This is a genomic window from Paenibacillus sp. J22P165 (genome assembly GCF_059692015.1).
Window position 1 is genome coordinate 458,709 of the sequence record NZ_JCAUAP010000006.1, and the last position, 24,076, is coordinate 482,784.

Genomic DNA, 24,076 nt, shown 5'->3' on the forward strand with positions numbered 1-24,076 from the left:
TCCACCTATGGGGCTCCAACCGCGCCAGTTGTTTAGGTGTCGTGCAACGCATCGAAGCTGGCGCGAGAGTTCCAAGCAAGGAATCTCTATGATTAGAAACAAATAAACAAGGAGTGGAAAGCTATGAAAGGCGATGTCTATTACTCAACGATAACCAAAAAGCAAGACGAGTTGACGGGTGCCGAGGTGATACAGCTCACCGACAATTCCGGCGATACGTATCATCCTTATTTCACTAAAACATTAATTGATTCTGACAATAATTACATTCTTCTGGCATCTAATCGTTCAGGTTCCATGCAATTATACACACTAAGGTTCAAAGACGGCCAGATGGTGCAAATCACCGATCAGGAGGGAGTAATTCCTTTCAGTTCCGTACTTGATGCCTGGCATCATATTGTTTATTATTTTGCAGATCGCACGTTAATGCGTGTTCGCCTTGATAATCTAGAAACCGAGGAGCTCATGGAAATCCCACGAGGCTTTCATCCCAGCGATCTATCTGTCGATAATGCTGGGAAATATCTCGCTTTTTCGTATGTGGAGCATATGGAGCTATGTACGGATAGTGGTGGTACTTATTCAACACACAGAGAAAAACACTTCCGCAGACCAAGGAGCGTTGTCATCCGCTTTGATATTGAAAAAAAAGCTCCCTATGTGGTATGGGGAGAAGGACAGTATATCTCGCATGTGAATATAAGCCCGGTCGATCCGAATTTGATTTTGTTTTGCCATGAAGGTCCCTGGCTTCAGGTTCAGAGAATGTGGACGGCACGCATAGATCATGACAAGGTGTATCCGTTAGTGGATCAGAAGATAGGGTTGGAACGGATCGGACATGAATTTTTTACCGCGAGCGGAAGGGTTGGTGCCCAGTATTCATCTAGGGAGCGGGTCGGCGACGAATTTTTGTTGCATGGCGATATTTTCATAAATACAGACGGTTCGAAAGAGAGAAGATATTATTACCCTTATACTCGTCCTTCCCATGTACAGATGAACTATCAGGAAACGATGGGTGTCGGTGATCGTGCGCACATTCGCGAAGTGATGAAGGATAGCGGGAACTATATGTCCTTGTTAAAATACGAAGGGGACTCGATAGAAGTCGGCCTTCTCTGTGCGCATGGCACTTCCTGGGGCAGCCAGATGTCACATCCGCATCCCATCTTTACCCGAAATGACGAGCATATCTTGTTCTCCTCCGACAGAGGCGGCAAATCCAATGTCTACATGACTAGCGTAGATTGGGATAAAACGTTGAAGAGTGATAAGCGAATAGCAAGGTAAAACCAAAAGCGACTGGCATTACGAATAACGATTACAGGGGAATGTCCAGCTCAGCTGCCTTGCTTCGGATGAAATCGGCCGAGTCGTGAATGAGGTCCTTGATCACGGCCCCAGTATCATATACCATGCGCGGGCTCGTGATGATAATTTCCCGAAAATTATTCTGTATAAATCTAATAGGAAGACTCCTGTTCGTTACAACGTACAGGAGTCTTCTTTTCTTTAACATTTTCTTTGTAGCCGATTGTCTCATGAAAAAATACTATCTTCCTATATTCAAAACAGCAGCAGTGAACTTACAATTTGAAGTAATTGAAAGATGAAGCCTCTCTGTGTCATACTTGTAACGTTTGGTTAACTTCAATGAATTTCAGATCCGGAGGCACGCTGTTTATGTTCACTTTTATTCGTAAATCTCTTCGCTGGAAACTAATTGCCGCTACCTCCACTTTAATGTTGCTCGTCATTACCTTAATTGGATTGATTAGTTATTATGAGAGTTCAAAGACCATTCGTCATGAGATTGAACAATTCAGTAATCAGATTATTGAACAGGCGAATCTGAATTTAAATCGGTATTTGGCTGACTATGAATATGGCTTTGTCTTGGCAGGTACGAGCTTTGAATATCAAAAATGGCTGCTCGCGGAAGCGGGAAATGTGTTCGAGAATCATCAGCGGTACCGAGAGATTGAGCAGAAATATATTCTCCCTTTTGTGAATCAGCATCCGGAGATTATTTCAATGACTTTTTATAATCTGAATGGCAATGAGATTCATTACCGCAGTGCGCAGAACGTGCTTAAGCTGGATTACTCGATGACCAAGGAAACGTGGTTTAACCGCGTTCAGCTGTCCAACCAGATTGATATCTTTGTCTCCAAAAGTGACGCCTATTTCAATGGCAATCGCGATATTGATGGGCTTCCTATTATTACGATGGTTAAGCGTTTTCAATTTTATAATGGAGGAGGCTACGTCAAAATGGATATCTCACTCGAGCCCATTAAAAAAATCCTCCAGAAGATTATGCTTAGCCAGAAAAGTGTGGCACTGATTAGCGACAGCAAGGGGCAGATTATCGGTTCCCCGCAAGAAGCAGATATCTTGACGATGCTGAATCCTTATATCATTAAACAACTGCAGTCTTCGCCAAGCGGCAGCTTTTTGACGGAAAACTCAAAGGAGATGCTCGTATTTCAGACCATTCCGTATACGGGGTGGAAGTCTATTATTCGAGTTCCTTATCCCGAAATTGCTAGCGGGATCTATCGCATGCGGAATGTGACCGTGTTCATTGCTATCGTAAGCGTGGCTATCTCCATCTTGCTCATCCTTTTTATATCCGCCTCTTTTACGAGAGGATTGCAAAGTCTTCGTCGCACGATTCTGTTAACGCAAGTGGGCAACTTGCAAACACAAGTCGTGATTAACGGCGTTGATGAAGTGGCTGACTTGGGCAGGGTTTACAATAAGATGCTGAGTGACTTGAACATCTCGGTTGAACAGTTAGCTGAGTCCAAAGCGCTGCAAAAAGAAGCAGTTCAATCCGCACTGCAATCGCAAATCCATTCGCACTTTCTGTATAATGCGCTGGAATCCATTAATTCGATGGCAAATTTAATTAATCACGAGCCCATCGAACGGACAGCTATTTCTTTATCCAAAATGCTTAGATACACCTCAAGCTACTTGCAGTCGGTTGTCACACTAAAGGAAGAAATGGGACATGTGACAGATTATTTCTATATCATCGGCATTTTGCATAGGGAAGATATTACGTATTCGATGGAGATCGACGATAGCATCTTGAATGCTATCTGTCTTAAAGCGATCCTTCAGCCGCTTGTGGAAAATTGCGTAAAACATGGTTTTGAAGCAACAGGTGAGCCTTTGACGATTCGGATGATAGCTAAGCAAATAGATGACGTTATCTATATTCACATTTCAGATAATGGAAAGGGATTCACAAGAGAAAAACTTGCCGAACTCGAGCAGCTTCTAGCGATGGAGGATACGGAGGCGATGTATCGCAAGCTGTCATCTGTTGGTCTTCTTAACGTACATTACAGGCTCAAAATGTATTACCGTCCTCAGCCGGCAGGTCTTCGTATTTTTAATATGCCGGAAGGGGGAGCAGGTATTGAAATTTTCTTCCCTGCACACCCTCAACTTAAGAAGATGGAGGAAACGCAATGATTCGAGTATTGATTGTGGATGACGCACATGTGATTCGCAGCAGTTTAATTAAATCGGTAGAGGAATTAGATGAAACCATCGTTGTGGCTGGCGAAGAAGTGAACGGGCAGAAAGCGTTGGAATGGCTGGATAATCATTATACGGACCTAGTCATTACTGACGTCAGAATGCCTGTGATGAACGGTCTCGAATTGATTCGTGAGATGAAAAACCGTTATCCGTGGATGGTTAGCATCATTGTTTCTAGCTATAGCGATTTTGAGTATGCCAAGGAAAGTATACAACTGGATGCGGTGGACTACATTCTAAAACCCGTTGAGAAGGAAGCACTTAAACAAGCATTGGATAAGTGTACGCAGCGATTGGAAGATCAACGGCATCAAGCTGCCATGTCACTTTTTATTAAAAAACTCCCTCACCATCGCGAAATGCTGGATAAGTGGGTGGAGCATATCCGCTCGCAGCAGTTTGAAACAATGCCGATTCTAATTGTAGATACGTTGGAACTGTTGGAGCAGTGGATTGAGGGAAAGCCTTATTTACTTAACACGTTGACGATGATCTGGCTGCATACGGTCATTGAAGAATTGCATACTGAAAAGGTGCAGTTTCATCTCCATGAAGGAAGAGATCTTGGGCTCGGTGAGAAAACAATTCCTTATACCAAAATGAGAAGTTATTTCCGACTTTGTGCTGTGCGCCGCTTGGAAGAAGGGGCGAATCAGATGTTAGCTGCCATTAAGGGCGTACGGGATCAGAAGGGGAAGAAAGTAATTGACCATGTCATTGACTATATTCAAAAGCATAGTACGGATAAAATCAATCTTCAGGAATTAGCTGATCTTGTAGGCATAAGCCGAAGTTACTTGATTATGCAATTCAAGCAGGAGACCAATACGACGATTTGGAATTACATCGTTGCCGAGCGCATGAAGAAGGCTAGAGATCTGCTGTTGCATACGAATTTGAGGAACTATGAAATTTCCGATCAGGTTGGTTATGATGATCCAATCTACTTTGCTAAGCTTTTCAAAAAGCATTTTGGACGCACGCCGGCTGAGTACAAGAAGAGGATGGAATAAGATAAGAGGCCCCAGGCGCTAACCAGTGCTTCGGGGTCTATTTCTTTTATCAGCGAATAGAAAAAAACTTTGGTGAAGTAGACTATCCTCCTAGAACTTAATTACTTTCTCTCATGGTGTGATTCTTCAGGGGCGATTAGAATAAACACATAGACAAGATGCGACAGCATGGAAGGAGAGAGGATGAATATGGCGGAAAGTTTTTCTGCTGTAAGTAAAGAATCGATAACTGGAACACAACACCAAGCATTAAAGACGAGGCAGCGAAGTGAATCCTTGCGATATATCGCACGAAATAAAGCGCTATATATCCTGCTTATTCCAGGTATCCTATACCTGATCGTGTTTAAGTACATTCCCGTGATGGGTTCATTTATTGCCTTTAAGGATTACAATATTTTTACTGGTTTGCTTTCTAGCAAATGGGTGGGGTTGAAATGGTTCGAGCAGTTGTTTACGTACCCGCAGTTCACACGACTTTTAAAGAACACCTTAATTTTAAGCTTTTACAAACTAATTTTTTCATTTCCAGCTCCGATTGTTATCGCTTGTTTGTTAAATGAGCTGCGCTCGATGGTAGCGAAACGTATCATTCAAACGATTCTATACTTACCCCACTTTTTGTCGTGGACGATTATTTTCGGGCTTGTGTATGTGCTCTTTTCGACGCAAACGGGTATCGTAAACCAAGTGTTGGTTGAGTTAGGCCAGGATCCGATTCAGCTGTTGAGTACACCTGAATACTTCCGGACACTCGTCGTGAGTGCAGGGATGTGGAAAGAGATGGGATGGAGCGCCATTATTTTCTTGGCAGCGCTAGCTGGCATAGATCCCGCACTTTACGAGGCGGCAAAAATTGATGGAGCGGGTCGTTGGAAACAGTTCCAGTTCATTACCTTCCCAGGACTCTTGCCTGCGATTATGATCTTGTTGCTGCTAAAGGTCGGACACATTCTGGATATCGGTTTTGAACAAATCTATGTCTTTTTGACACCTATTACCTATTCCGTTGGGGATGTGCTGGATACATACGCTTATCGAGCTGGTATTATCAATGGACAATACAGTTTGACGACAGCTATAGGGCTCTTTAAATCAGTTATCGGATTGTTGATGCTCGTGATTGCGAACCAGATGAGTAAAGCGACAACAGGAGAAAGCTTGTATTAATGGAAAGGAGGTATTCGCGATATGAAAATAAAGGAGACACTGGGCTCTAGACTGTTTGATATAGGAAATCTTGCGTTTCTGCTAGCCATTTGCTTGATGGTCTTGCTGCCATTTATGCATGTTGCGTCCGGCTCACTTAGTTCGACTTATGCACTCATTCATTCCAAGGTTAAGCTGCTGCCCGTAGATGTGAACTGGGACAACTATAAAGTCGTTATTGAGAATAGCGCATTCTGGCGATCCTTTCGGGTTAGTTTGTTGATTACGGTAGTTGGAACTCTTTTGAATATGTTTATGACGGTCATTATGGCTTATCCGCTTTCACGTCAGGGACTTCACGGGAAAAAGTGGATCATGCTCTTCATCGTGTTCACGATGATCTTTCATGCGCCAATGATTCCTACGTTTCTTGTAGTCAAATCACTAGGAATGGTTAATACGCTATGGGCGTTAATTATACCCTCTGCCCTAAGTGCATTTAATATGATTCTATGCCTGACTTTCTTTCGGAACTTGCCCGAAGAACTTTTCGAGGCTGCAAAGGTAGATGGCATGAGTGAATATGGCGTGTTATTCCGAATTGCGCTGCCATTGTCGTTGCCAATCTTAGTGACGTTAATTCTCTATTACGCGGTTGGTCATTGGAACAATTATTCCAGCGCCATGATGTATATTACCAATGTCAAGCTGCAGACGCTCCAGTTGTATCTCTATTCTATGATTAATCAAGGAAACACGAATGAGATGTCGTCTTCCGTTGCAGATCTCAGCGTCGATACATCACCGGAGAGTATCAAGATGGCTACGATTATGGTCGCGACGGTCCCTATTATGCTAATTTATCCTTTTATTCAAAAACACTTTATTAAAGGATCCCTTATTGGTTCTGTTAAAGGATAAAAACAATTGTTATGAAAGCGTTGACGCGCTTGCATATATAGCAAGTTCATTATACTCATGGAGGTTGTTAAAAATGAGATTTAAAAAAGCGGGGTTAGCTAGTTTAACAGGCTTAATCGCGGTGACAGCTGCTTGTTCCAGTGGGAATGGGACAGCACCAGCTGCAACCAGTGGGGCGCCAGTCAAGCAAGAACCCGTCAAAATTAGAATGTTTAACTCCGATATGTCCCAGCCGCTGCCGGATCAGAACTTCAAAGATACAAAATTTGTTAAGTACATTGGTGAGAAAACGAATATTGATCTGGATCTTGAGCTGCTGTCTCATGGGCAGTATGCGGAAAAGCTGAGATTGAAGTTCGCTTCCGGTGATATGCCCGATGTCTACCAAACATTCGGTTTCTCCCGCAATGCAGAGCCTGTAACAAATGGTCAAGCGGTTGAACTGAATGAGTTAATTGACAAATATGGACCTAATTTGAAAAAGAAAATTCCGCAAGCCTCCTGGGATGCTGTCACATTAGGTGGCAAGATTATGGCCATTCCGGATGTTACACAGTCCAAATTATGTCATGTATGTTCGTAAGGACTGGATGGATAAAGTCGGAGTGGGCATTCCCAAAACATCTGATGAGCTGCTAGATATGCTGCGCGCGTTCCGGGATAAGGATCCGAACGGCAACGGCAAGAAGGATGATATTCCGTTCTCCATGCGTGAGAAAATTTCTTGGTGGAATAATATCCCCGGCATGTGGGGAATTGGGACGAATTCGTTCCACAAGGTTGGCAATGAAATCATTCCGGCTGTCATCCATCCAAGCATGAAGGAAGCCCTTGGGTTCTTGAAAAAAATGTACGATGAAAAGCTGTTGGATTCAGAGTTCCTAACGAATACAAGTCCTGTATGGCAGAAGAAGCTGACTTCCGATCAGGTGGGTCTGTTCGTTCACCAACCAGGCTCAGCGGGCAACTGGAATGATAAAGTAGCAGCTGGTTTACCAGATAAGAAACCGTTATTGATTACCATTCCTACACCGAAAGCAACCGGATATGACGGACCAGTTGGTGCTGTACATAATGCTGTAGACCGTGTGTTTATTGTTATGAAAAATTCGAAGCACCCGGAAGCCGTGGTGAAGTTATTTGATTGGCTTGTTTCGGATGAAGGGCAACTCTTTAATGCGTTCGGTTTTGAAGGAGAGACGTTTAAGCGTGAAGGCGATAAAATCATTTACGATACAGAGAAGGATAAAGCGGATAAGTCTGCCATCCGTCGCAACATATTCTTGTTGACACCTTCCGATGCTGTAGAAAAAGTCCTCAAGCGCAGCCCTGAGCAGCAGCTTTACTATGATCGTACAATGGAAGCTATCGCCCTGTCAGAGAAAGAAGGCGTTCCGAATTTGACAGCTTCGATGCCGACACCTCAAGCTTATCTGGATTTCCCAGACTTGAAGTATGAAGGAGCTTTATTCCAGGAGGCAGCTGCGAAAATTATTCTAGGTAAAGCACCGCTAGATTCTTTCGACGATTTTGTAAAAACATACCGCAAGCAGGGTGGCGATCAGTTAATTAAAGAAGTCACCGACTGGGTCAATAAAAACAGTAAGAAATAAGGAGGGGGAGGCAACTCCCTCTTTTCTTTGAACGGAGGTTGGGATGGGGAAGGAGTGGATGAAATGAAAAGGCTTACAAACGTGAGATATAGCAAATCGCATTTACCTGAAAGAACGATGGATCTCTTTCTTCCAGAAAAGAATGAAACAGGCACATGCTTGCTGTTTATTCACGGCGGGGGCTGGACAGGTGGAAACCGGACACAATGGCATAGCGTAGCGGAATATTACGCTGCACGAGGGTACGCCTGTGCGAACATCAGCTACCGACTTGCGCCAACACATCGTTTCCCTTCGCAGATCGAAGATGTTCGGCTAGCGATGTCTTATCTGAAGGAGAACGCTGAGCAGTATGCATTTCACGCAGACAGAATCGTTACTTTCGGGTCATCGGCGGGTGGTCACTTAGCTATTATGCTGGCGCTGCTGCAGCCGAATGATGAGCTTGGCGTTACGGCAGAGCTTACTTATCTGGATACAAGGCCAAGTGCGGTTGTCGCTTACTGTCCCGTAACGGATTTACGTATTGATAGGCAGTTTGTGCTGGATTTTATGGGCGGAAGCCGAGAAGAGCAGGCGGAGCAATACCGATTGGCCTCTCCGATCGAAAGAGATCTTCGGGTGTCGATACCTTTTCTTCTTGTACAAGGAGATGAAGATAAAACGACGACATTGGTGCATTCACGGGCTTTTTGTGATCGAGTGGTTCGGGAGGGCGGTCACGCGGAATTGATTGTGCTCTCGCAGGTTGGGCATGGCTTTGGGTACGGAACGGAGACAACAGCACAGCAGGCTGCTTTGAAGGCTGTGACAGCTTTTCTTTTAAATGAAGGGAGGACAGATTGATGCTCGTGCCAAGACGGTATAACAAGAAACTGTTGAAATGGGTTCTCATTCTTGCTTTTATCCTACAAATGGTTAGTCCCGGTGTGCTCTTGACTGGAAATAAGGTATCAGCTGCACCAGCCAATAATTTAGCAAGGGCAGGAACCATCACTAGTCCGCCTGGCTATAATTCGTCACCGACTTGGGGGACAAGCTATGCGATTGATGGGTTGTTGAATACAGCTTGGAGACACATCTCTACTGATAATGCTCCCTGGCTGCAACTTAATCTCGGCGGGTTGAAAAACTTTAACCGAATTAAGTTAATTGCACCGGTCATTGGAGGGGTAGATTATGGAAATCGAGCAACTTCATTTACGCTGCAGTACTCAGCCGATGGGACCAACTGGGTCGACCTTGGGGTCACTTCGGGCAAGCAAATAGGCAGTGCAGACTATACGGTCTTTGATTTTCCAGCTGTTCAAGGTCAGTATGTGAAGTTGTCGATCAATGCGAGAGTTGGGGGTGTTGTGGGAATTGCGGAATTTGAAGTGAGTAACGTTATCCCCGTTACTTCGATCTCAATTAATGCACCGTCATTTACCTTGAATAAGCGCTCCACCGAGCAATTAACAGCTGTCGTGAATCCAACAGGTGCTGACGGCGATGTAAGCTGGACCAGCAGTGATGCAGGCGTAGCTACCGTGAGCAACAGTGGTCTTGTTACAGCGGTGGGAATGGGAACAGCGCAAATCCGTGCAACCAGCGTTTCTAATCCAGCTTTCTTCGCAATCTCCAATGTGACAGTGATCGTGTCCAATAAGAAAGAGCTTGCTGAGTTTGCGATTCAAAATGTGACACCGAAAGTCTTTGGCTATATTGATCAGTCAACGCGTGATATAAGCATTCATCTCCCGCAAGGTAGTAACTTGAATGCGCTTACGGCTCAGTATCAGACAACAGGCGAGGCTGTATATGCCAACAATACGCTGCAGACAAGCGGTGTAACAGTGAACGATTTTACCCAGCCTGTGACTTACCGGGTCTATGCGGAAGATCGTTCATGGCAGGAATATCAAGTCAATGTCAGCTACCGAACACCTTCGCAGAAAGAGCTAACTTCTTTTTCATTTGGTGCATTGAGCCCCTCGATTCATGCTCTTGTAGAAGGAAACAGCGTGAATATGGTTGTCCCAGCCGATACCTCACTCACGGCTTTGGTTCCAACCTTCTCCTACGTCGGGAAGAGGATTCAAGTTGGTGGGGGGGCACCAGTTAGCGGTGTGACGGCGCAGGATTTTAGCAACACAGTGACTTATACGGTATACGCCGATGACGATTCGTATCGCAATTATGAAGTTCGCGTGTATAAGGAGCTTGGCAGCAACCCTGTCAATATGGCGCTTGGGGCGCCTGTTCAGGTGACGAGCATCGGTTTTTATAAGAATACGGCTGAAATGCTTGTAGATGGAGATGTCAGTACAGCCTGGAGAAGGCTTAGTACAGATGCGTTTCCTTATTATGCACAGATTGATCTGCAGGAAGTGAAGTCGGTTAATAAAATTGTGCTCAAAGAACAGCTGCGTGCTGGTGCCTATCGAACGGTTGGTTTCGCTTTATATGGCTCATCTGACGGGGAAGCTTGGCAGAAGCTTTATGAAGGTACATCAGTTGGGGCTGTTCTGGAAGCTAATTTCAATACAGTTAAAGCCAAGTACATTCGACTTGTTATTACGGAAGAAGACAATTTGGACATTGCGTTCTTCTCTGAAATCGAGGTGTACAACGTGTTGGCCGGAGCAACATCGATACTAACGCCACCCAATGAAAACTTACTCATAGGGGGGAAGCGAACGTTGCAAGCTGAGGTTCTCCCAGCAGCGGCTGACCAACGTATCATGTGGAGCACCTCCAATCCGGACGTTGCAATCGTTGACCTACATGGGAATGTTACGGGCATCGGTGCGGGCACTGCTGTGATTAAAGCGTTGAGCGTGTCCAATCGGGCGATTCAAAGCCTGACAACGGTCACCGTTCAACCGCAAGTCAGCACAGCGAAAGCAATCACTTCTTTTGCCTTGAAGAATGGCCCTCAGCTCCTCTCCGGCGACATAAACGGTAACCACATTACCGTTAAGGGTCCTATCGGTATGGATCTCACTAACGTTATCGCTTATTGGGCTGCGGATGGCAGCTTCGTTACTGTGAACGGTATCGATCAAAAGAGTGGCCTCACGACAAATAGCTTTGCGAATGAGGTTAAGTATCTCGTGCATGCCGCAGATGGATCGGTAGTTGAGTACACCGTCGTGGTTACTTTACAGGCGGATACGATGGACCTTACATCCTTTAGTTTCCAAGCATTAACCCCGGCAGCAAATGGTACGATTCGTTCCAATCTCATCTCTCGGACGATTGCCGCAGCAGGCGGTGGGATGTATACCATGAAAGACAATTATGATAACAGTATTGATGTCATTGTACCTAAAGGTACGGATTTGACTAACTTGGTTGCTTCATTCGCAACAACGGGAACGCAGGTGGAAATTGGCGGAAATGTTCAAACCAGCGGCACGACGCCAATGGATTACCGCAATCCAGTGTTGTTTACAGTGAAAGCGGAGAATGGATCGACCAAAAGTTACAAAGTGACGGTTTATGAAGATCCATCAGAAGCTACTGTGAAGGTGAGCAATCAAGTCATTGGCAAGTCGATGAAATACGTGGGCTTCAGCGGGATGAATATGCTGGATGGTGACAATACTCCCGCTTGGTACAAATATTCGCACATGAACGCGGTGCGGTATTGGGTAGCTCCGACGCGTTTCATCGGTGAGAATAATGTCAGTAAACCTCAGGTAAACAGTTTATCTGATTTTAACTCGCAAAAAGCACTTTTAAGACAATCGATGAATCGGGAACTGAGCAATGAGAGTTATCTGAAATGGACCTCCATTAAAAACAATATGCATGATTTGTGGGACGCGGATAAGGAATATCACATGGATTATTCCTATGAGCAGTTCAAGAAACTAGGCGTGGATGTTATTACAGAGATGCATATTTCGGATTATAGCTATGGGGATGAGTTGGATAAATGGCAGAGATCTTGGAAGAATTGGCAAATGACCTACGCCATCGTATTCTATTTAGCTAGCAAGTACGATGCAGCGCAATATGAGGGACCGAATGAGCCGGAATCGTTCATCAAAGGCGATACACCGTTGCAGCGTGCCGAGGAAGTTGAGAAGTTTTCTTTCTTATTGAAAATCTATTCGGATGCTGTGCGAAGCGCAATTGAGGATGTGAACAGAATCCAAGGGAAATCGCTCAAGCCTGTGCTGGCAGCGCCTACGTTGGCTTCCAGCGCGACTAGCGATATTGCCAAAAGTGTGGTAAGAAACAACCGCACGGATTATACGGGAGCAACGGTCAACTATGATATTGTGGATTGGTTTGTGCAGCACCGTTATAACAGTAAACCTGGTATTTTTACAAAGGATTTTGATGATATTAACGGGTTGATGGAACAATATGCGCCAACGCACAAGACGTTCCCAATCGTGTACACCGAGTTTAACTATGCGGGTGTCGCGAATTGGAAGACCAAAACAGAAACGAGTGATACGCCGTTTGTATTCCGCTCTCAAGCGAGCATTTGGCAGGCTGCGATGCAAAAAGGCGCATTGGGGATGTACCAGTTTAAATTTAGTGAATTATACAACGGGATGAACCGCAACAGCGTGCATTATATGTATGATCGCTTCTTGGATCCGACCCAAAATGTACTTTACGGAAAGTCTGTTCTGGCCAGCTCCAATTCAGGCAGCGCAGCCAAAGTGACGGACGGAGACCTGACGGATTCCTCCGCTTGGGTGAGCGGTGCGGGTGCTAGCCACTCTCTGGAAATTGATTTGCAGGAAACGAAGACGCTGCGGCACCTGATCGTGGATCTTGGGGATGCCCAGTACAGCTCCTCAGGAAATAAGTACACGGGGACATTCGGTAATTTTAAAATTCAGGCGGCAAATGAAACCGGAGACGGTTGGAAGGACTTAGCCAGCGTAGGTAGTCAGACGGACAACTTCAAGTCTGTCATCCTTATGGAACCCGTGTCTACGAATAAAATTAGATTGACTTCAACGGCTAATGGACCCATAAAAATTCGTGAGTTGTACGCCTCGGAATCGTATCCTATTTTTAATATTGGCGGACCAACGAAAAATGCCGAAGTCACGCGCTTGTTCGCGGAAGGCTTTAGTAACGAGCGTCCGTTGTACGCTACGACGGCTTCAGCACCGTATGACGAGCTTTATCAAGCATCAACCGCTTATGATGCACGAACGAAGAAGTATGCGATATGGATACCGGAAACGAGTGAAAAATCCGATTACAACACAACCATTGATGTAACGGATTTGGATGTGTCAGCCGGAGATCTGGTTACCATTCGCGAGGTCAGCGATACCCGATTTGGGGAAGTTGTTTACAGGGCGCCTCTGGGGGCAAGTAAAAAGATATCGAAATTACAGCCCAAGCAAAGTGTCTGGATGGTTACGGTACAGCAAGGTGCCGCTCAAGATGCACCTAAGCAAGTGACAGCTTCCGAGGATGCACAAGTGGCATGGGGGCAAGACAGCACATTGGCTAATGGCGGACAGCCCGAAATGACTGTACGGCAGAGTACAAGCAATTTGGATGACAATTCTGCTGCTTATGTAAAGTTCAAGCTTAATGAAGAAACAGCTTCTTCGAAGTCGATTTTCTTGAATCTGTTTGGTCAATTGGCAGCTTCTTCTGTAAGTGACCGTCAAACTTTACAGGTGTATGGACTACGCGACAACAGTTGGTCAGAAACGACGATTACTGGTGCGACGGCACCAAACTTGAACCGCCATGCTGCCTTTGCGACAGAACTTGGCGAGCAAGCGGAGCCTGTTGGTGTTATCACCTTTGACAAAACAGGCGGGTACAGCACACTCGATGTGACTGATTTCCTCCACCGACAAGAAGGAAACGCTGTAACGTTCTTGATCTTGAAGGAGAAACGCCAATATTTAGAAGTAAATGATGGAGATGTTGTACGTATTGGTGCAAGAGAAGGAGAAACCGGAAAGCTTCCAACACTGGAACTATGGGGAGCTGGGCAGCGAGAATCAGAAGAGTCACCTTCGATTGGTATACCACCGCAAATACATTCGGACCCAGATGACGTCATAACTCCTACTATGGTGGAAGGTACACGGACGGCTAGAGCTGAACTTTCGGATGACAAGGTAACGAAGGCCTTTGCCTCCACACAGCCCAATTCAAAAGGAATGAAGTCGATTTCTTTCAGCATCAACAAGGTGAAGGGTGCGCAAGCATACGAAACTGTCTTGTCCAGCCGTTGGGTAGCATCAGGCGAGGAAAAAGAGCAACTTGTTCTGAAGTCGGAGTTAGCCACTGTGATACTCCCTGCGAATATGCTCCCATCAGCAGAAGTCGCGCCAAGTGATGTTGTGTCCATCGTAATCGGGCAGGTTGACCGATCTACACTGAAGGGACCACTCGGATCTGGAACAGCTGAAAGACCGATAGTTGAGCTAAGCCTGAAGGTCAATGGTAAACCGCTTGAACGGCGTCATTTCTCCGAAGCGGTTACGGTGACAATTCCGTATCACCCAACTGCCCGAGAAGCTGCAAAATCCGAACAGATCATCATCTGGATAGTGGATGAACAAGGACAATTAAGTCCGGTTATTAGTGGTAAATATGATGCAACGAATGGTGAAATTAAGTTTACAACTACGCAACCGGGGAAATATGCTGTTGGCTTTGTGGAAAAGACATTCCAAGATCTGAGCAAGCACGCATGGGCATCACATGCAATTGAGGTCCTTGCTTCCAAGGGGATTATTGGAGGCACTTCCGAACTTACGTATACGCCTGCAGAGGAGGTAACGCGTGCGGATTTCCTCCAGCTTTTAGTAAGAACGCTGGGGCTGAGTGCTGAAGGTGGTAACGTCTTAGCGGATGTAAAGTCTGTGGATTATTATTATGACGCCGTGCGAATTGCCACAGTGTTGGGCATCACAGAGGGCGACGAAAGTGGCAGTTTCCATCCGGAAGCGGCGATCACTCGGCAGGATATGATGGTCCTGACGCAGCGGGCTCTGGAGGCAGCAGGCAAGCTTGTTCACACGGATATTGCCCTTGAACTTGGGGACTTCCCCGACCGCGAACTCGTTGCTGATTACGCAAAGGCTGAGATCGCTCTTTTGGTAAAAGAGAAGCTCATTCAAGGGGATGCAGACGGCATCCATCCGCTGGGTTACACGACTCGAGCTGAAGCAGCAGTGTTGCTTTACCGCATATATAACCAATACTAGTCAATCAGTCTTTGTTGTCCTGAGTCAAGCAGGATAACAAAGACTGTTATTTTCTCGAGCGAAGGAGTTTGATACGATGTCACTGTCCCAAAGAAAAATAAAAGTAAGCGCCCAGATGAAGCCCCATTTGGATTGGATCACATATGACACGCATATTTTGGCAGCGCCTGAACAGGAATCCGCTGATGCAACTGGGTCTCCGTTGAATAAGTATGGGGGCAGAGTAGATCGACAATGTGAGGCAACGGGATATTTCCGTACGGCCAAGCTGAACGGTCGCTGGTGGCTCATTGACCCGGAAGGATGCCTGTTTATTCATAAGGCAGTTACGAGTGTGAATACGACGACCTCACAACGGGCAGCAAAAGCCTTGGCGACGAAATTTGCTCATGAGCAGAATTGGATGAACCACACCATTGCGCTTCTCAAGGAAAATGGCTTTAATGGCACGGGATCGTGGTCTAGAACAGACCTTATTCGAAGCGCCGATGCTCCGGTTGTCTATACGGAGATTTGGAATTTCATGAGCAGCTACGGCAAAGAACGCGGTGGCACCTATCAAGCGCCAGGTCATACCGGCTATCCTAATGATTGCATCTTCGTCTTCGATCCTGAGTTTGAAGTGTTCTGCGAGAAGTATGCGCTACAGCTGACCAAGCATGCGGATGATCCGTTTCTCTTGGGGCATTTTTCGGATAATGAGCTTCCGTTTCACCCTGATTTGCTGGAAAAATATTTACAGTTAGACGCCGTGGATCCGGGCAATCAGGCAGCGAAGCAATGGATTAGAGATAAGAAAGGCTACGATGCCAATATTCGTGAGATTTCCCGCGATGATCGGGCGCAATTCGTAGGGTATGTGGCGGAGACCTATTATCGCATCGTCGCTGGGGCGATTAAGAAGGCAGATCCCAATCATTTATATCTTGGATCGAGATTGCATTCCCCGTATAATCAGGAGAGAAATCCCTATTTGTGGAAGGCTGCCGGGCAATATGCGGATGTGATCTCCTTTAATTATTATGGCTACTGGACCCCAAATCTGGAGACGATGCTGCAGTGGGAGGCGTGGTCAGGTAAGCCCGTCATGATAACAGAATGGTATACCAAAGGGGAGAGCCCAGCTTTCGCCAATCAAACAGGCGCGGGTTGGATTGTGAAAACGCAAGAAGACCGTGGCTTCTTCTATCACAATTTCACACTTACACTGATGAAAAGCAAATCTTGTGTCGGCTGGCACTGGTTCAAATATATCGATAACGATCCCTTGGATAATCGTTCAGATCCTTCTAATCAAGATGCGAATAAGGGCATTGTGACGATTGAATTTACGCCTTATGAGCCACTTTTGGAGGCAATGAAGGTATTGAATCAATCTGTGTATGAACATATAGATGAGTTAGATAGTGAATAACAATCGAGATAAATTGAGGGAGGATATAGGAAAATGATCGTTCATAACTTGGAATTTCATAATGTCGCGGAAATGGAGACGAGTGCAGGCATGGCGGGATGGCGGCTGCGCAGGCTGCCAGCCTCTGTTCGTCAATCGCTCGGTTGGCCAAGTAACGAGAATGGGCGACTTGCTGCACAAACTTCCACCGGATGTGAGATTCGCTTCGTAACTACGGCAAGTAACGTCAAGATTTACCTTACAGCACTGGACGCTGATGGCGATGTGGTGGTGTATCGAGGAGATTTTTTTCATTCCATTCATCGACTTCAAGAAGGTAGATTAACGGGAATTACGCTAAAGCAGCCAGAGAAATTTGCTGAAGTGCAGCCAGAGATGTTAGAAGGAAGGCGTTTCTCCCCCCATGTGTGGCGCGTTGCAATGAGCCGCGGTTTCTCTGCTGTCTTTCATGAGCTGGATGCGATGGGTCATTCCGTAAGACCGCCAGAAGTAGGGGAATCACCGAAGTTAAAATGGTTGGCGTACGGCTCATCTATTACGCATGGAGCAAGTGCGACCACAAATCATCTATCGTACATAGAGCAAGCAGCGAGAAGACTAGGTGTGGATGTGATGTGTAATGGCTTATCAGGCGCTTGCCAGTGTGAGCCCGAAATAGCGGATTATTTGGCAAGTCAAGATGATTGGGATATCGCTACCCTTGAGCTTGGGGTTAATATGAGGCAGCGATTTACGGCGGAGCAATTCGAAGAGCGAGTTCGATATCTGTTGAACACGGTGACCAAGCATCATCCAGATAAACCGATTGTGATCATCTCGATCTATCCAAACAGCTCTAATTTTTTGCGTGATAAAGATAACATTAGCGGGATTAGAAACCATCAATTTAACGAAATCTTGCTTCGTCTGCATGGGGAGTTAGCGCTTCCTAATCTGCACTTTATCCATGGTTATGATATTTTGACCGATATAGCAGCAGGGTTAACGACCGATCTCTTGCACCCTTCGGATTATGGTCATATGATCATGGGGGAGAATTTGGCGGCACGATTAATAGAAATTATAAAGGTTTAATGAGTCTAAAAGCCCGCTCACGGCTGTTCTAATGAACAGTGCCTTGAAGCGGGCTTTTTCTTTTCATAGACTTTCGCGATATTTACCAGGAAGCACACCAGTTATCTTCTTGAAAACGGTCGTAAAGTACGTCGCATTTTCAAACCCAACCATCTCTGCGATCACGAATATTTTTAGATCGGGCGATTTGAGCAGTTCGATTGCTTTTTCAATGCGCACTTTCGTTAAAAATTCAATAATAGTTTCTCCGGTTTCTTGCTTAAAGATCTGACACATATAGGTGGGGCTCAGGAACACTTCCTCGGCTAATAATTGAATCGTGACATTATTCATATAATGTTTCTCAATATATTGTTTGATTCGCCCAATAACCCGTTGGCTTTTGCTATTATGTTTGTTTTGCATATAACGGGCGATGTCCCCAATCAAGTTGATCATCAGACTTCGGAGACTTCCGATGTCTTTGGTGGTCTGAATCATTTGAACGATCTCCATGGTTGATTTGCCAAGAATGGCCTCGAAAGATTCATCCGCTTCATGCAGCGGTCTTGCCAATTGGAAAATCAGCTCAGCTCCACGGAAATACACTTGTTCAACTTGTGCACTTCCCGGAAGAATGACGTCATCGAACAGCTTGTTCAGCAAATCGGAGACGCCTTTGGCATCTCCCAGTTTTACTTGTTGGATAAGCAGTTTTTCGATCTCGTACAAGTGCATGTGCCGCTCAGACTCGGCTTTATTGTGCGCTATATCATGAATGGTGACAACGGATTCTTTCCCGGTAAAGAACGTATGCTGAAGCGCTTCTTTGGCTTCTTGGTAAGAATTGCTCAGCTGTAGAACAGAGCTTACCGCCGAGCCGATGCCGATAGAAGAGGATACTTTCACGTATTGACGTACACAACGGATAATTTCTTCGGCGAGATCCATATGTTTGTTTCCGAGTTGGGATCGTTCGTTAAAGATCACGATAAGCTCATTGTCCATCGTATTCGTAAAAGCAAAACCAGAGGAGGTATTTGTCAGAATTTCCTCTACTACATTGTGAATGGCAAAAAATAACAATTGTTTATTTTCTTCACTATAGTGCTGAATGGCGTGCTCAAAATCATCAATTTTAAGCAGCCCGATCGCAGAGAATTCCCCTTGCTGGATCGGGATTTGGTAATAGGCAATCTTGTCGTAGATGTCCTTCTCATTCGTATAGTAGCGGGACAACAGCTGAATGAGCAGCTTTTCGCGCAAGACAGGAATGCTATCTTGTAGCTGCTTATGCAGCTTGGAATGGATAGCCTCGCTGTCGCGTTCTCGGTTAATTTTACTTGCGACCTGTCCAAAGACTTCCGTAATTTCATGTAGCTTAACCGGCTTCAGCACGTAGGCTTCTGCATGCATGCTGAGGGCTGTCTTGGCATAGTTGAAGTCTTGAATGCCGCTAATAATGACAATTTTTGTTGAGCTTCCGGCATCTCGCAGCTTTTGCGATAGCTCAAGGCCATCCATAATCGGCATTCGAATGTCCGTACAGAGGATATCTGGCTTCAGTTCCATGCATAATTCATAAGCCTCGCGCCCTTCTTCTGCAAGACCTACGACTTCGATGCCAAATTCAGACCAATCTATAATGGAATTCAGTCCGTCCCGAATTAACTCCTCATCATCCGCAATCACCATCGTAATCATCTGAATTCCTCCTTAAGATAAATGTTCGCCCTGATCCAGCAGGGGATCGTTGGCTAAGCCATCCGCTGTTTTCTTAGCCGGCATACGAATAATCGCGGTTAATCCTTGATCCTCATTGGCCTCATACTGTAAGCCATACTGTTCACCAAACCATTGTTGAATGCGAGTATTCACATTTCGTATCCCAAATGAAACCGTTTCTTCTCCGGTAGAGGTCAGTAATTCATGAATTTTATTAACTTCGGCCTGCTGACCGCTGCCATTGTCAATTACACGCAATTCCAAGATATCTAAGTCGAGGGATACTTGAATTATCAGATGTCCACGCCCTTTACTTGCATTGAATCCATGAATGATAGCGTTCTCAATCAGTGGCTGAAGGATCAGCTTTACGGTAACCAGTTGCAGCAGGTGCGAAGGGGCTTCGATGGCGAACGTTAGTTTGTGACTTAATCGGATCTGTTGAATCGTCAGATAAGCCTGAACTTGGTTTACCTCGTCCTGAAGCTGAATAATAGAGCGCCCTTTATTGAGTGATAATCGAAAAAAATCAGAGAGTGATGTCACCATTAAGCTAATCTCAGGTACCTTCTTTTTAAGCGCCATCCAATTGATCGAATCCAATGTATTGTATAGAAAATGAGGATTTATTTGAGCCTGTAAGGCTTCGAGCTCGGCTTTTTTCTTTTTGACTTCGGTGACATAGAGTTGATCGACCAGTTCTTTCATTTGCCGGATCATCTTATTAAACCGCTGGAATAAAAATAAAAATTCATCATTTCGCTTATATTCAATGGAAACATTGAACAATTCCGAATCCGTCGTATTGATCGCGCGTACAAATTTTCGAATGGGGTTAGTAATATTGTTAGAGAAGAAAAGGGCAAGAATGAAGGCCATCACCATGCTAAAAAGAATGACAACAATCATGACATTTCTAAAAGAGAGCAGCTTTCCGTTTAAATCACGAAGTGGTGAAACGGTTACAAGTTTCCAGTCTAATTGTGGAATGAGCCTGCTTGCGACAAGTGTTTGCTCACCTTGAATGGACAGAAAATGGGATTGAAAATCAGGTTGATGCTCTGACTTACTAGGCGTAAACAGGTCAGGGACGATAAATGGCTGATTCACTTGATCCATGCGAGGACCAATCATCACTTCGCCTGCGGCATTCAGGATATAGACTTCACTATGCTCGGAAGGCTTCAAACTATCCATCATCTTGCCAAAATCGGCAATATTGACATCCGCTGTTATAAGTCCCGCGTAGGGGACTGCGAAATTATCTAATTCGTAAAGCTGCTTAGCCGTACGAATCAAGTACTGAGATGGACTGCCGGATTCACTAGGCGCCTGATATAAGCCAAGTACCTTAAATCTGCTTTTGTAAGACATGGATTGGTACCAATCTAGGTTCTGAACAGATTCTACACTGTACACATGCGGAATGGAAGGAAAGAGATTATAAACAGGTCGATTCATTAAGAATAGATTCAAGGTAAACTTTGTTTTACCTTGGTTCGAAAAGCTATAACTATCGAGCAATGTACTTAGCTGCGTCATCTCATTCACAATGCTGATTTCATCGCTGGAAAGATCACGAGACAGGATGCCTTGCAAGGTGTTGCTTGTGTAAATTTTGGTCGTGATATCATCAATTTGTTCCAAGGTCTCCTGGACATTCAACTCCATCATCTGCATACTACGGTTAATCGAGTCGACCATATTCTGAGAGATTGTTGAACTGGATTGGTGATATAAAGAAATGGCAATGATGGATGACGGAACGAACACGAGTGATAAAAAATACACAAGCAGTCTGCTTTTAATACTGATATGATGAAGAGAAAGCTGCTTAAAAGGGCGCGTCCACATTACGCAATCACCTGTCTTCCTAGCTTTTGATATCCCCATTGTAAGGGAAGGAGATTGGAAATGAAACAAAAAAAATGGCTGCTTGTGACAGGTGTTCTTCTTGTCATAGGTCTCATCTCAGTTGGGATTCAGCAGATTTGGCATATGAATGCGCCTATGAACCAAGATGTGAAGCCTGTAAATTCTCCCTCAAAGGAGCAGCTTACGTTTGCTTTTACGTCGTACGGTTCGGATCAGGAAATGCGGAAGATAATTGATCAGTACAACCATTCGAATCCCGATCAAACCTTTGTACAAATGTTGACCATTCCCCGTGAGAACTACACGCGAACCTTAAATATGTTAATGGCTTCAGGGGAAGGACCGGATGTTTTTGCTGTCCAATCGGACTGGATCACCACCTACATGTATAAAAACTGGTTCAAAGACTTGACGAGAGATATTCCCCCGTCCATGACGCAGAATTATTCGAAATGGGCACTCTCATACGGTAGTTTTAATGGCAAACAATACGCGATTCCTTACGGCTTAAGTACAGTTCGACTTGCGTACAATAAAGAGCTGTTTCGACTAGCAGGTCTTGATGAGAACCGACCGCCAAAGACACTGGAAGAGCTGAAGGAGATGGCTGCTCGGATTACTCAAAAGCAGATTGGTAATCAGAAATATGGATTTGTTTGGCCGCTTGGGGAAGACTGGTACGGGTTTATGCAGAGTATGGAGATTCCCATGACGTACAGCGGGATTACTTTATTTGATTTTCAAACGGGCAAGTTTGACACCACAGGGTATGCGCCATGGATGGAAACGATGTTAACTATGAAAAAGAATGGCAGTCTTTTCCCTGGAGATCTCACAATGAAGTACGATGCAGCCTTAACCCAGTTTGCCAAAGGAAATGTGGGTATGATGCTTGTTTCAAGCAGTGATGTCTACCAACTCGAAAATGAGCTTAAGATTACCGTGGATTGGGATATTGCTATGCCGCCGGCTTTAGATGCGCAGAGAGCAGGTGCGGGTGCGTTAATGTTGGTCCCGGAGCCAGTCATTGGTATTAATAGCGCAACGAAACATAGTCTCGCTGCCCTTCATTTCTGGGAATATATTCACTCAGATCGTGTAATCGGTGAACTTTATCAAAAGGATGTTGTCATTCCCGTTTCGTCCCGTATTCGGCAAGACTACTCGAATACGAAATCTTCTTCTAAATTCAGCAGCTTTCAACCTGCGGATGTGGAGTCGTTCTATCCAAAACAGCCCATTCTCTTGGATAGTTCGATCACCGCCAGCATCGTCAATCAGGATCATTTTGGTTGGAACAATCGGCTCAAGGCCTATCGGGACGTGGCCTCAGGAACAGCCTCCGTCAAAGATATGCTGCAAGCGGAAACACAACGATTAAATACGATGCTTCAAAGCGCTGTGCAGGTAGGATCGATTTCTTTACATGACTATATAAATCCCTCTTTTGACAAGCATCACCCACTCACCAAATAAAAAAAGAAGAATGTCATTAATCGACATTCTTCTTTTTTTTATGTTTCACCTGAATATTTTAACATAAATCCTAAGATGCTTTATTTTCAAAACTTTGTAAAAAGTTAAAATAAGACTATACAAAGAGAGATTGGAGTGAAGATTCAACATGACTAGACTTTCAGAACACATGAGAAATATCGTGCGCTTCCGAGTTTTATTCTTGATGATGCTGCCGGCGCTAGCCATTGTCATTTTCAACAACTATATCCCGATGTTTGGGGTAATTCTTGCTTTTAAAAATTATAATTTCTCAGATGGTATTTTACACAGTCCATGGGTAGGGTTGGAAAATTTTAAATACCTCGTACAAACCGATGTGGCGTGGACAGCTACGCGTAATACGATTGGCTTCAATGCTGTATTTATTGTGTTAAACACACTTGGGGCGGTTGCGGTATCCATTGGATTGAACGAAATTCGTGGAATGAAGTTGAAGAGGGCATTCCAGAGCACAATCCTTTTTCCTTATTTTATCTCGTATGTAGCCGTAAGTTACATCTTGTATGCCATTCTTGGTCAAGCTGGATTTTTTAACTCAACGGTTTTGAAATTCTTTGGGATGGACGCCATCTCGTGGTATGCGGAAGCAGATAAATGGTTCTATATTCTGCCAGTCGTCAACACTTGGAAGCACATCGGTTACTTTGCGGTAGTCTACTTGGCAGCGATCGTATCCATTGATACCGAGTATTATGAAGCTGCTTTAATTGATGGTGCTAGCAAGTTTAGACAAATGCTCCATATTACGCTGCCGATGCTTGCACCTGTTGTAATCGTCATGGTGCTGCTCCAAATTAGCCGAATATTCAATGCGGATTTCGGATTGTTCTATCAGGCGCCACTCAATTCAGGATCACTGCTTCCTGCTACGGAAGTTATTGATACGTTCGTCTACCGGAATTTTCTGTTAAACGGTAATGTCGGTATGTCAGCTGCAGCCGGTTTCTATCAAGCGTCAGTAGGCTTTGTACTGGTGTTGTTGACGAATCTCGTTGTCAGACGAGTCAGCAAAGAAAATGCATTATTCTAGGGGGA

Annotated in this window: 15 protein-coding genes; 13 read left to right on the forward strand and 2 right to left on the reverse strand. The window is 44.9% G+C overall.

Annotated elements, in window-relative coordinates:
• The first annotated feature begins 123 nt into the window (after nt 1-123).
• The 11 genes from AC58QM_RS17025 to AC58QM_RS17075 all read left to right on the forward strand — a co-directional run bounded on the left by AC58QM_RS17025 (nt 124) and on the right by AC58QM_RS17075 (nt 17,944).
• On the forward strand, nt 124-1,296 hold the full coding sequence (locus tag AC58QM_RS17025; RefSeq protein WP_497285906.1) for an oligogalacturonate lyase family protein: 1,173 nt from the start codon (nt 124-126) through the stop codon (nt 1,294-1,296).
• 393 nt (nt 1,297-1,689) lie between these two features.
• Nucleotides 1,690-3,495, forward strand: a complete 1,806-nt coding sequence (locus AC58QM_RS17030; protein ID WP_497285908.1) for a sensor histidine kinase — start codon at nt 1,690-1,692, stop codon at nt 3,493-3,495.
• Nucleotides 3,492-4,577 carry a response regulator transcription factor gene (locus tag AC58QM_RS17035; RefSeq protein ID WP_497285910.1) on the forward strand — a complete coding sequence of 362 codons (1,086 nt, stop codon included), beginning with the start codon at nt 3,492-3,494 and terminating at the stop codon, nt 4,575-4,577. Before AC58QM_RS17030 ends, AC58QM_RS17035 begins: the two co-directional genes overlap by 4 nt.
• Before the next feature lie 189 nt (nt 4,578-4,766).
• A complete protein-coding gene (locus tag AC58QM_RS17040) occupies nt 4,767-5,747 on the forward strand; it encodes an ABC transporter permease (RefSeq protein WP_497285912.1) in 981 nt (326 codons plus the stop codon).
• A gap of 21 nt (nt 5,748-5,768) precedes the next feature.
• Entirely contained in the window at nt 5,769-6,647 is an 879-nt protein-coding gene (locus tag AC58QM_RS17045; protein WP_497285914.1) for a carbohydrate ABC transporter permease, read from the forward strand.
• A gap of 73 nt (nt 6,648-6,720) precedes the next feature.
• Complete coding sequence (locus AC58QM_RS17050; RefSeq protein ID WP_497285916.1) at nt 6,721-7,230, forward strand: extracellular solute-binding protein; 510 nt, start codon at nt 6,721-6,723, stop codon at nt 7,228-7,230.
• Nucleotides 7,169-8,260: an extracellular solute-binding protein gene (locus AC58QM_RS17055; RefSeq protein ID WP_497285917.1), complete on the forward strand. Its 1,092-nt coding sequence runs from the start codon at nt 7,169-7,171 to the stop codon at nt 8,258-8,260. The genes AC58QM_RS17050 and AC58QM_RS17055 overlap by 62 nt, the downstream gene beginning before the upstream one ends.
• 63 nt (nt 8,261-8,323) lie before the next feature.
• A complete protein-coding gene (locus tag AC58QM_RS17060) occupies nt 8,324-9,106 on the forward strand; it encodes an alpha/beta hydrolase (RefSeq protein WP_497285919.1) in 783 nt (260 codons plus the stop codon).
• The gene (locus AC58QM_RS17065) at nt 9,106-15,456 is read left to right on the forward strand and encodes a discoidin domain-containing protein (RefSeq protein ID WP_497285921.1); all 6,351 of its coding nucleotides are present in this window, start codon (nt 9,106-9,108) and stop codon (nt 15,454-15,456) included. Before AC58QM_RS17060 ends, AC58QM_RS17065 begins: the two co-directional genes overlap by 1 nt.
• Before the next feature lie 76 nt (nt 15,457-15,532).
• Nucleotides 15,533-16,870, forward strand: coding sequence for a hypothetical protein (locus AC58QM_RS17070; protein ID WP_497285923.1), 1,338 nt, complete (start codon nt 15,533-15,535; stop codon nt 16,868-16,870).
• A gap of 33 nt (nt 16,871-16,903) precedes the next feature.
• The gene (locus AC58QM_RS17075; RefSeq protein ID WP_497285924.1) at nt 16,904-17,944 is read left to right on the forward strand and encodes an SGNH/GDSL hydrolase family protein; all 1,041 of its coding nucleotides are present in this window, start codon (nt 16,904-16,906) and stop codon (nt 17,942-17,944) included.
• A gap of 63 nt (nt 17,945-18,007) precedes the next feature.
• Here the strand turns inward: AC58QM_RS17075 and AC58QM_RS17080 are convergent, their stop codons facing one another.
• A complete protein-coding gene (locus tag AC58QM_RS17080; RefSeq protein WP_497285926.1) occupies nt 18,008-19,627 on the reverse strand; it encodes a response regulator in 1,620 nt (539 codons plus the stop codon).
• Between the two features lie 12 nt (nt 19,628-19,639).
• A complete protein-coding gene (locus tag AC58QM_RS17085) occupies nt 19,640-21,502 on the reverse strand; it encodes a sensor histidine kinase (protein WP_497285928.1) in 1,863 nt (620 codons plus the stop codon).
• Between the two features lie 60 nt (nt 21,503-21,562).
• On the opposite strand from AC58QM_RS17085, the gene AC58QM_RS17090 reads away from it, so the two are divergent.
• Both AC58QM_RS17090 and AC58QM_RS17095 read left to right on the forward strand, forming a co-directional pair.
• The gene (locus AC58QM_RS17090; protein WP_497285930.1) at nt 21,563-22,999 is read left to right on the forward strand and encodes an ABC transporter substrate-binding protein; all 1,437 of its coding nucleotides are present in this window, start codon (nt 21,563-21,565) and stop codon (nt 22,997-22,999) included.
• A gap of 148 nt (nt 23,000-23,147) precedes the next feature.
• The gene (locus tag AC58QM_RS17095) at nt 23,148-24,071 is read left to right on the forward strand and encodes an ABC transporter permease (RefSeq protein WP_497285932.1); all 924 of its coding nucleotides are present in this window, start codon (nt 23,148-23,150) and stop codon (nt 24,069-24,071) included.
• Nucleotides 24,072-24,076: the final 5 nt, after the last annotated feature.

Bases quoted from the DNA above. Each gene is read 5' to 3' on its own strand.
- AC58QM_RS17025 (WP_497285906.1), top strand. From the start codon at position 124: ATGAAAGGCGATGTCTATTACTCAACGATAACCAAAAAGCAAGACGAG.
- AC58QM_RS17030 (WP_497285908.1), top strand. From the start codon at position 1,690: ATGTTCACTTTTATTCGTAAATCTCTTCGCTGGAAACTAATTGCCGCT.
- AC58QM_RS17035 (WP_497285910.1), top strand. From the start codon at position 3,492: ATGATTCGAGTATTGATTGTGGATGACGCACATGTGATTCGCAGCAGT.
- AC58QM_RS17040 (WP_497285912.1), top strand. From the start codon at position 4,767: ATGGCGGAAAGTTTTTCTGCTGTAAGTAAAGAATCGATAACTGGAACA.
- AC58QM_RS17045 (WP_497285914.1), top strand. From the start codon at position 5,769: ATGAAAATAAAGGAGACACTGGGCTCTAGACTGTTTGATATAGGAAAT.
- AC58QM_RS17050 (WP_497285916.1), top strand. From the start codon at position 6,721: ATGAGATTTAAAAAAGCGGGGTTAGCTAGTTTAACAGGCTTAATCGCG.
- AC58QM_RS17060 (WP_497285919.1), top strand. From the start codon at position 8,324: ATGAAAAGGCTTACAAACGTGAGATATAGCAAATCGCATTTACCTGAA.
- AC58QM_RS17065 (WP_497285921.1), top strand. From the start codon at position 9,106: ATGCTCGTGCCAAGACGGTATAACAAGAAACTGTTGAAATGGGTTCTC.
- AC58QM_RS17070 (WP_497285923.1), top strand. From the start codon at position 15,533: ATGTCACTGTCCCAAAGAAAAATAAAAGTAAGCGCCCAGATGAAGCCC.
- AC58QM_RS17075 (WP_497285924.1), top strand. From the start codon at position 16,904: ATGATCGTTCATAACTTGGAATTTCATAATGTCGCGGAAATGGAGACG.
- AC58QM_RS17080 (WP_497285926.1), bottom strand. From the start codon at position 19,627: ATGATTACGATGGTGATTGCGGATGATGAGGAGTTAATTCGGGACGGA.
- AC58QM_RS17085 (WP_497285928.1), bottom strand. From the start codon at position 21,502: ATGTGGACGCGCCCTTTTAAGCAGCTTTCTCTTCATCATATCAGTATT.
- AC58QM_RS17090 (WP_497285930.1), top strand. From the start codon at position 21,563: ATGAAACAAAAAAAATGGCTGCTTGTGACAGGTGTTCTTCTTGTCATA.
- AC58QM_RS17095 (WP_497285932.1), top strand. From the start codon at position 23,148: ATGACTAGACTTTCAGAACACATGAGAAATATCGTGCGCTTCCGAGTT.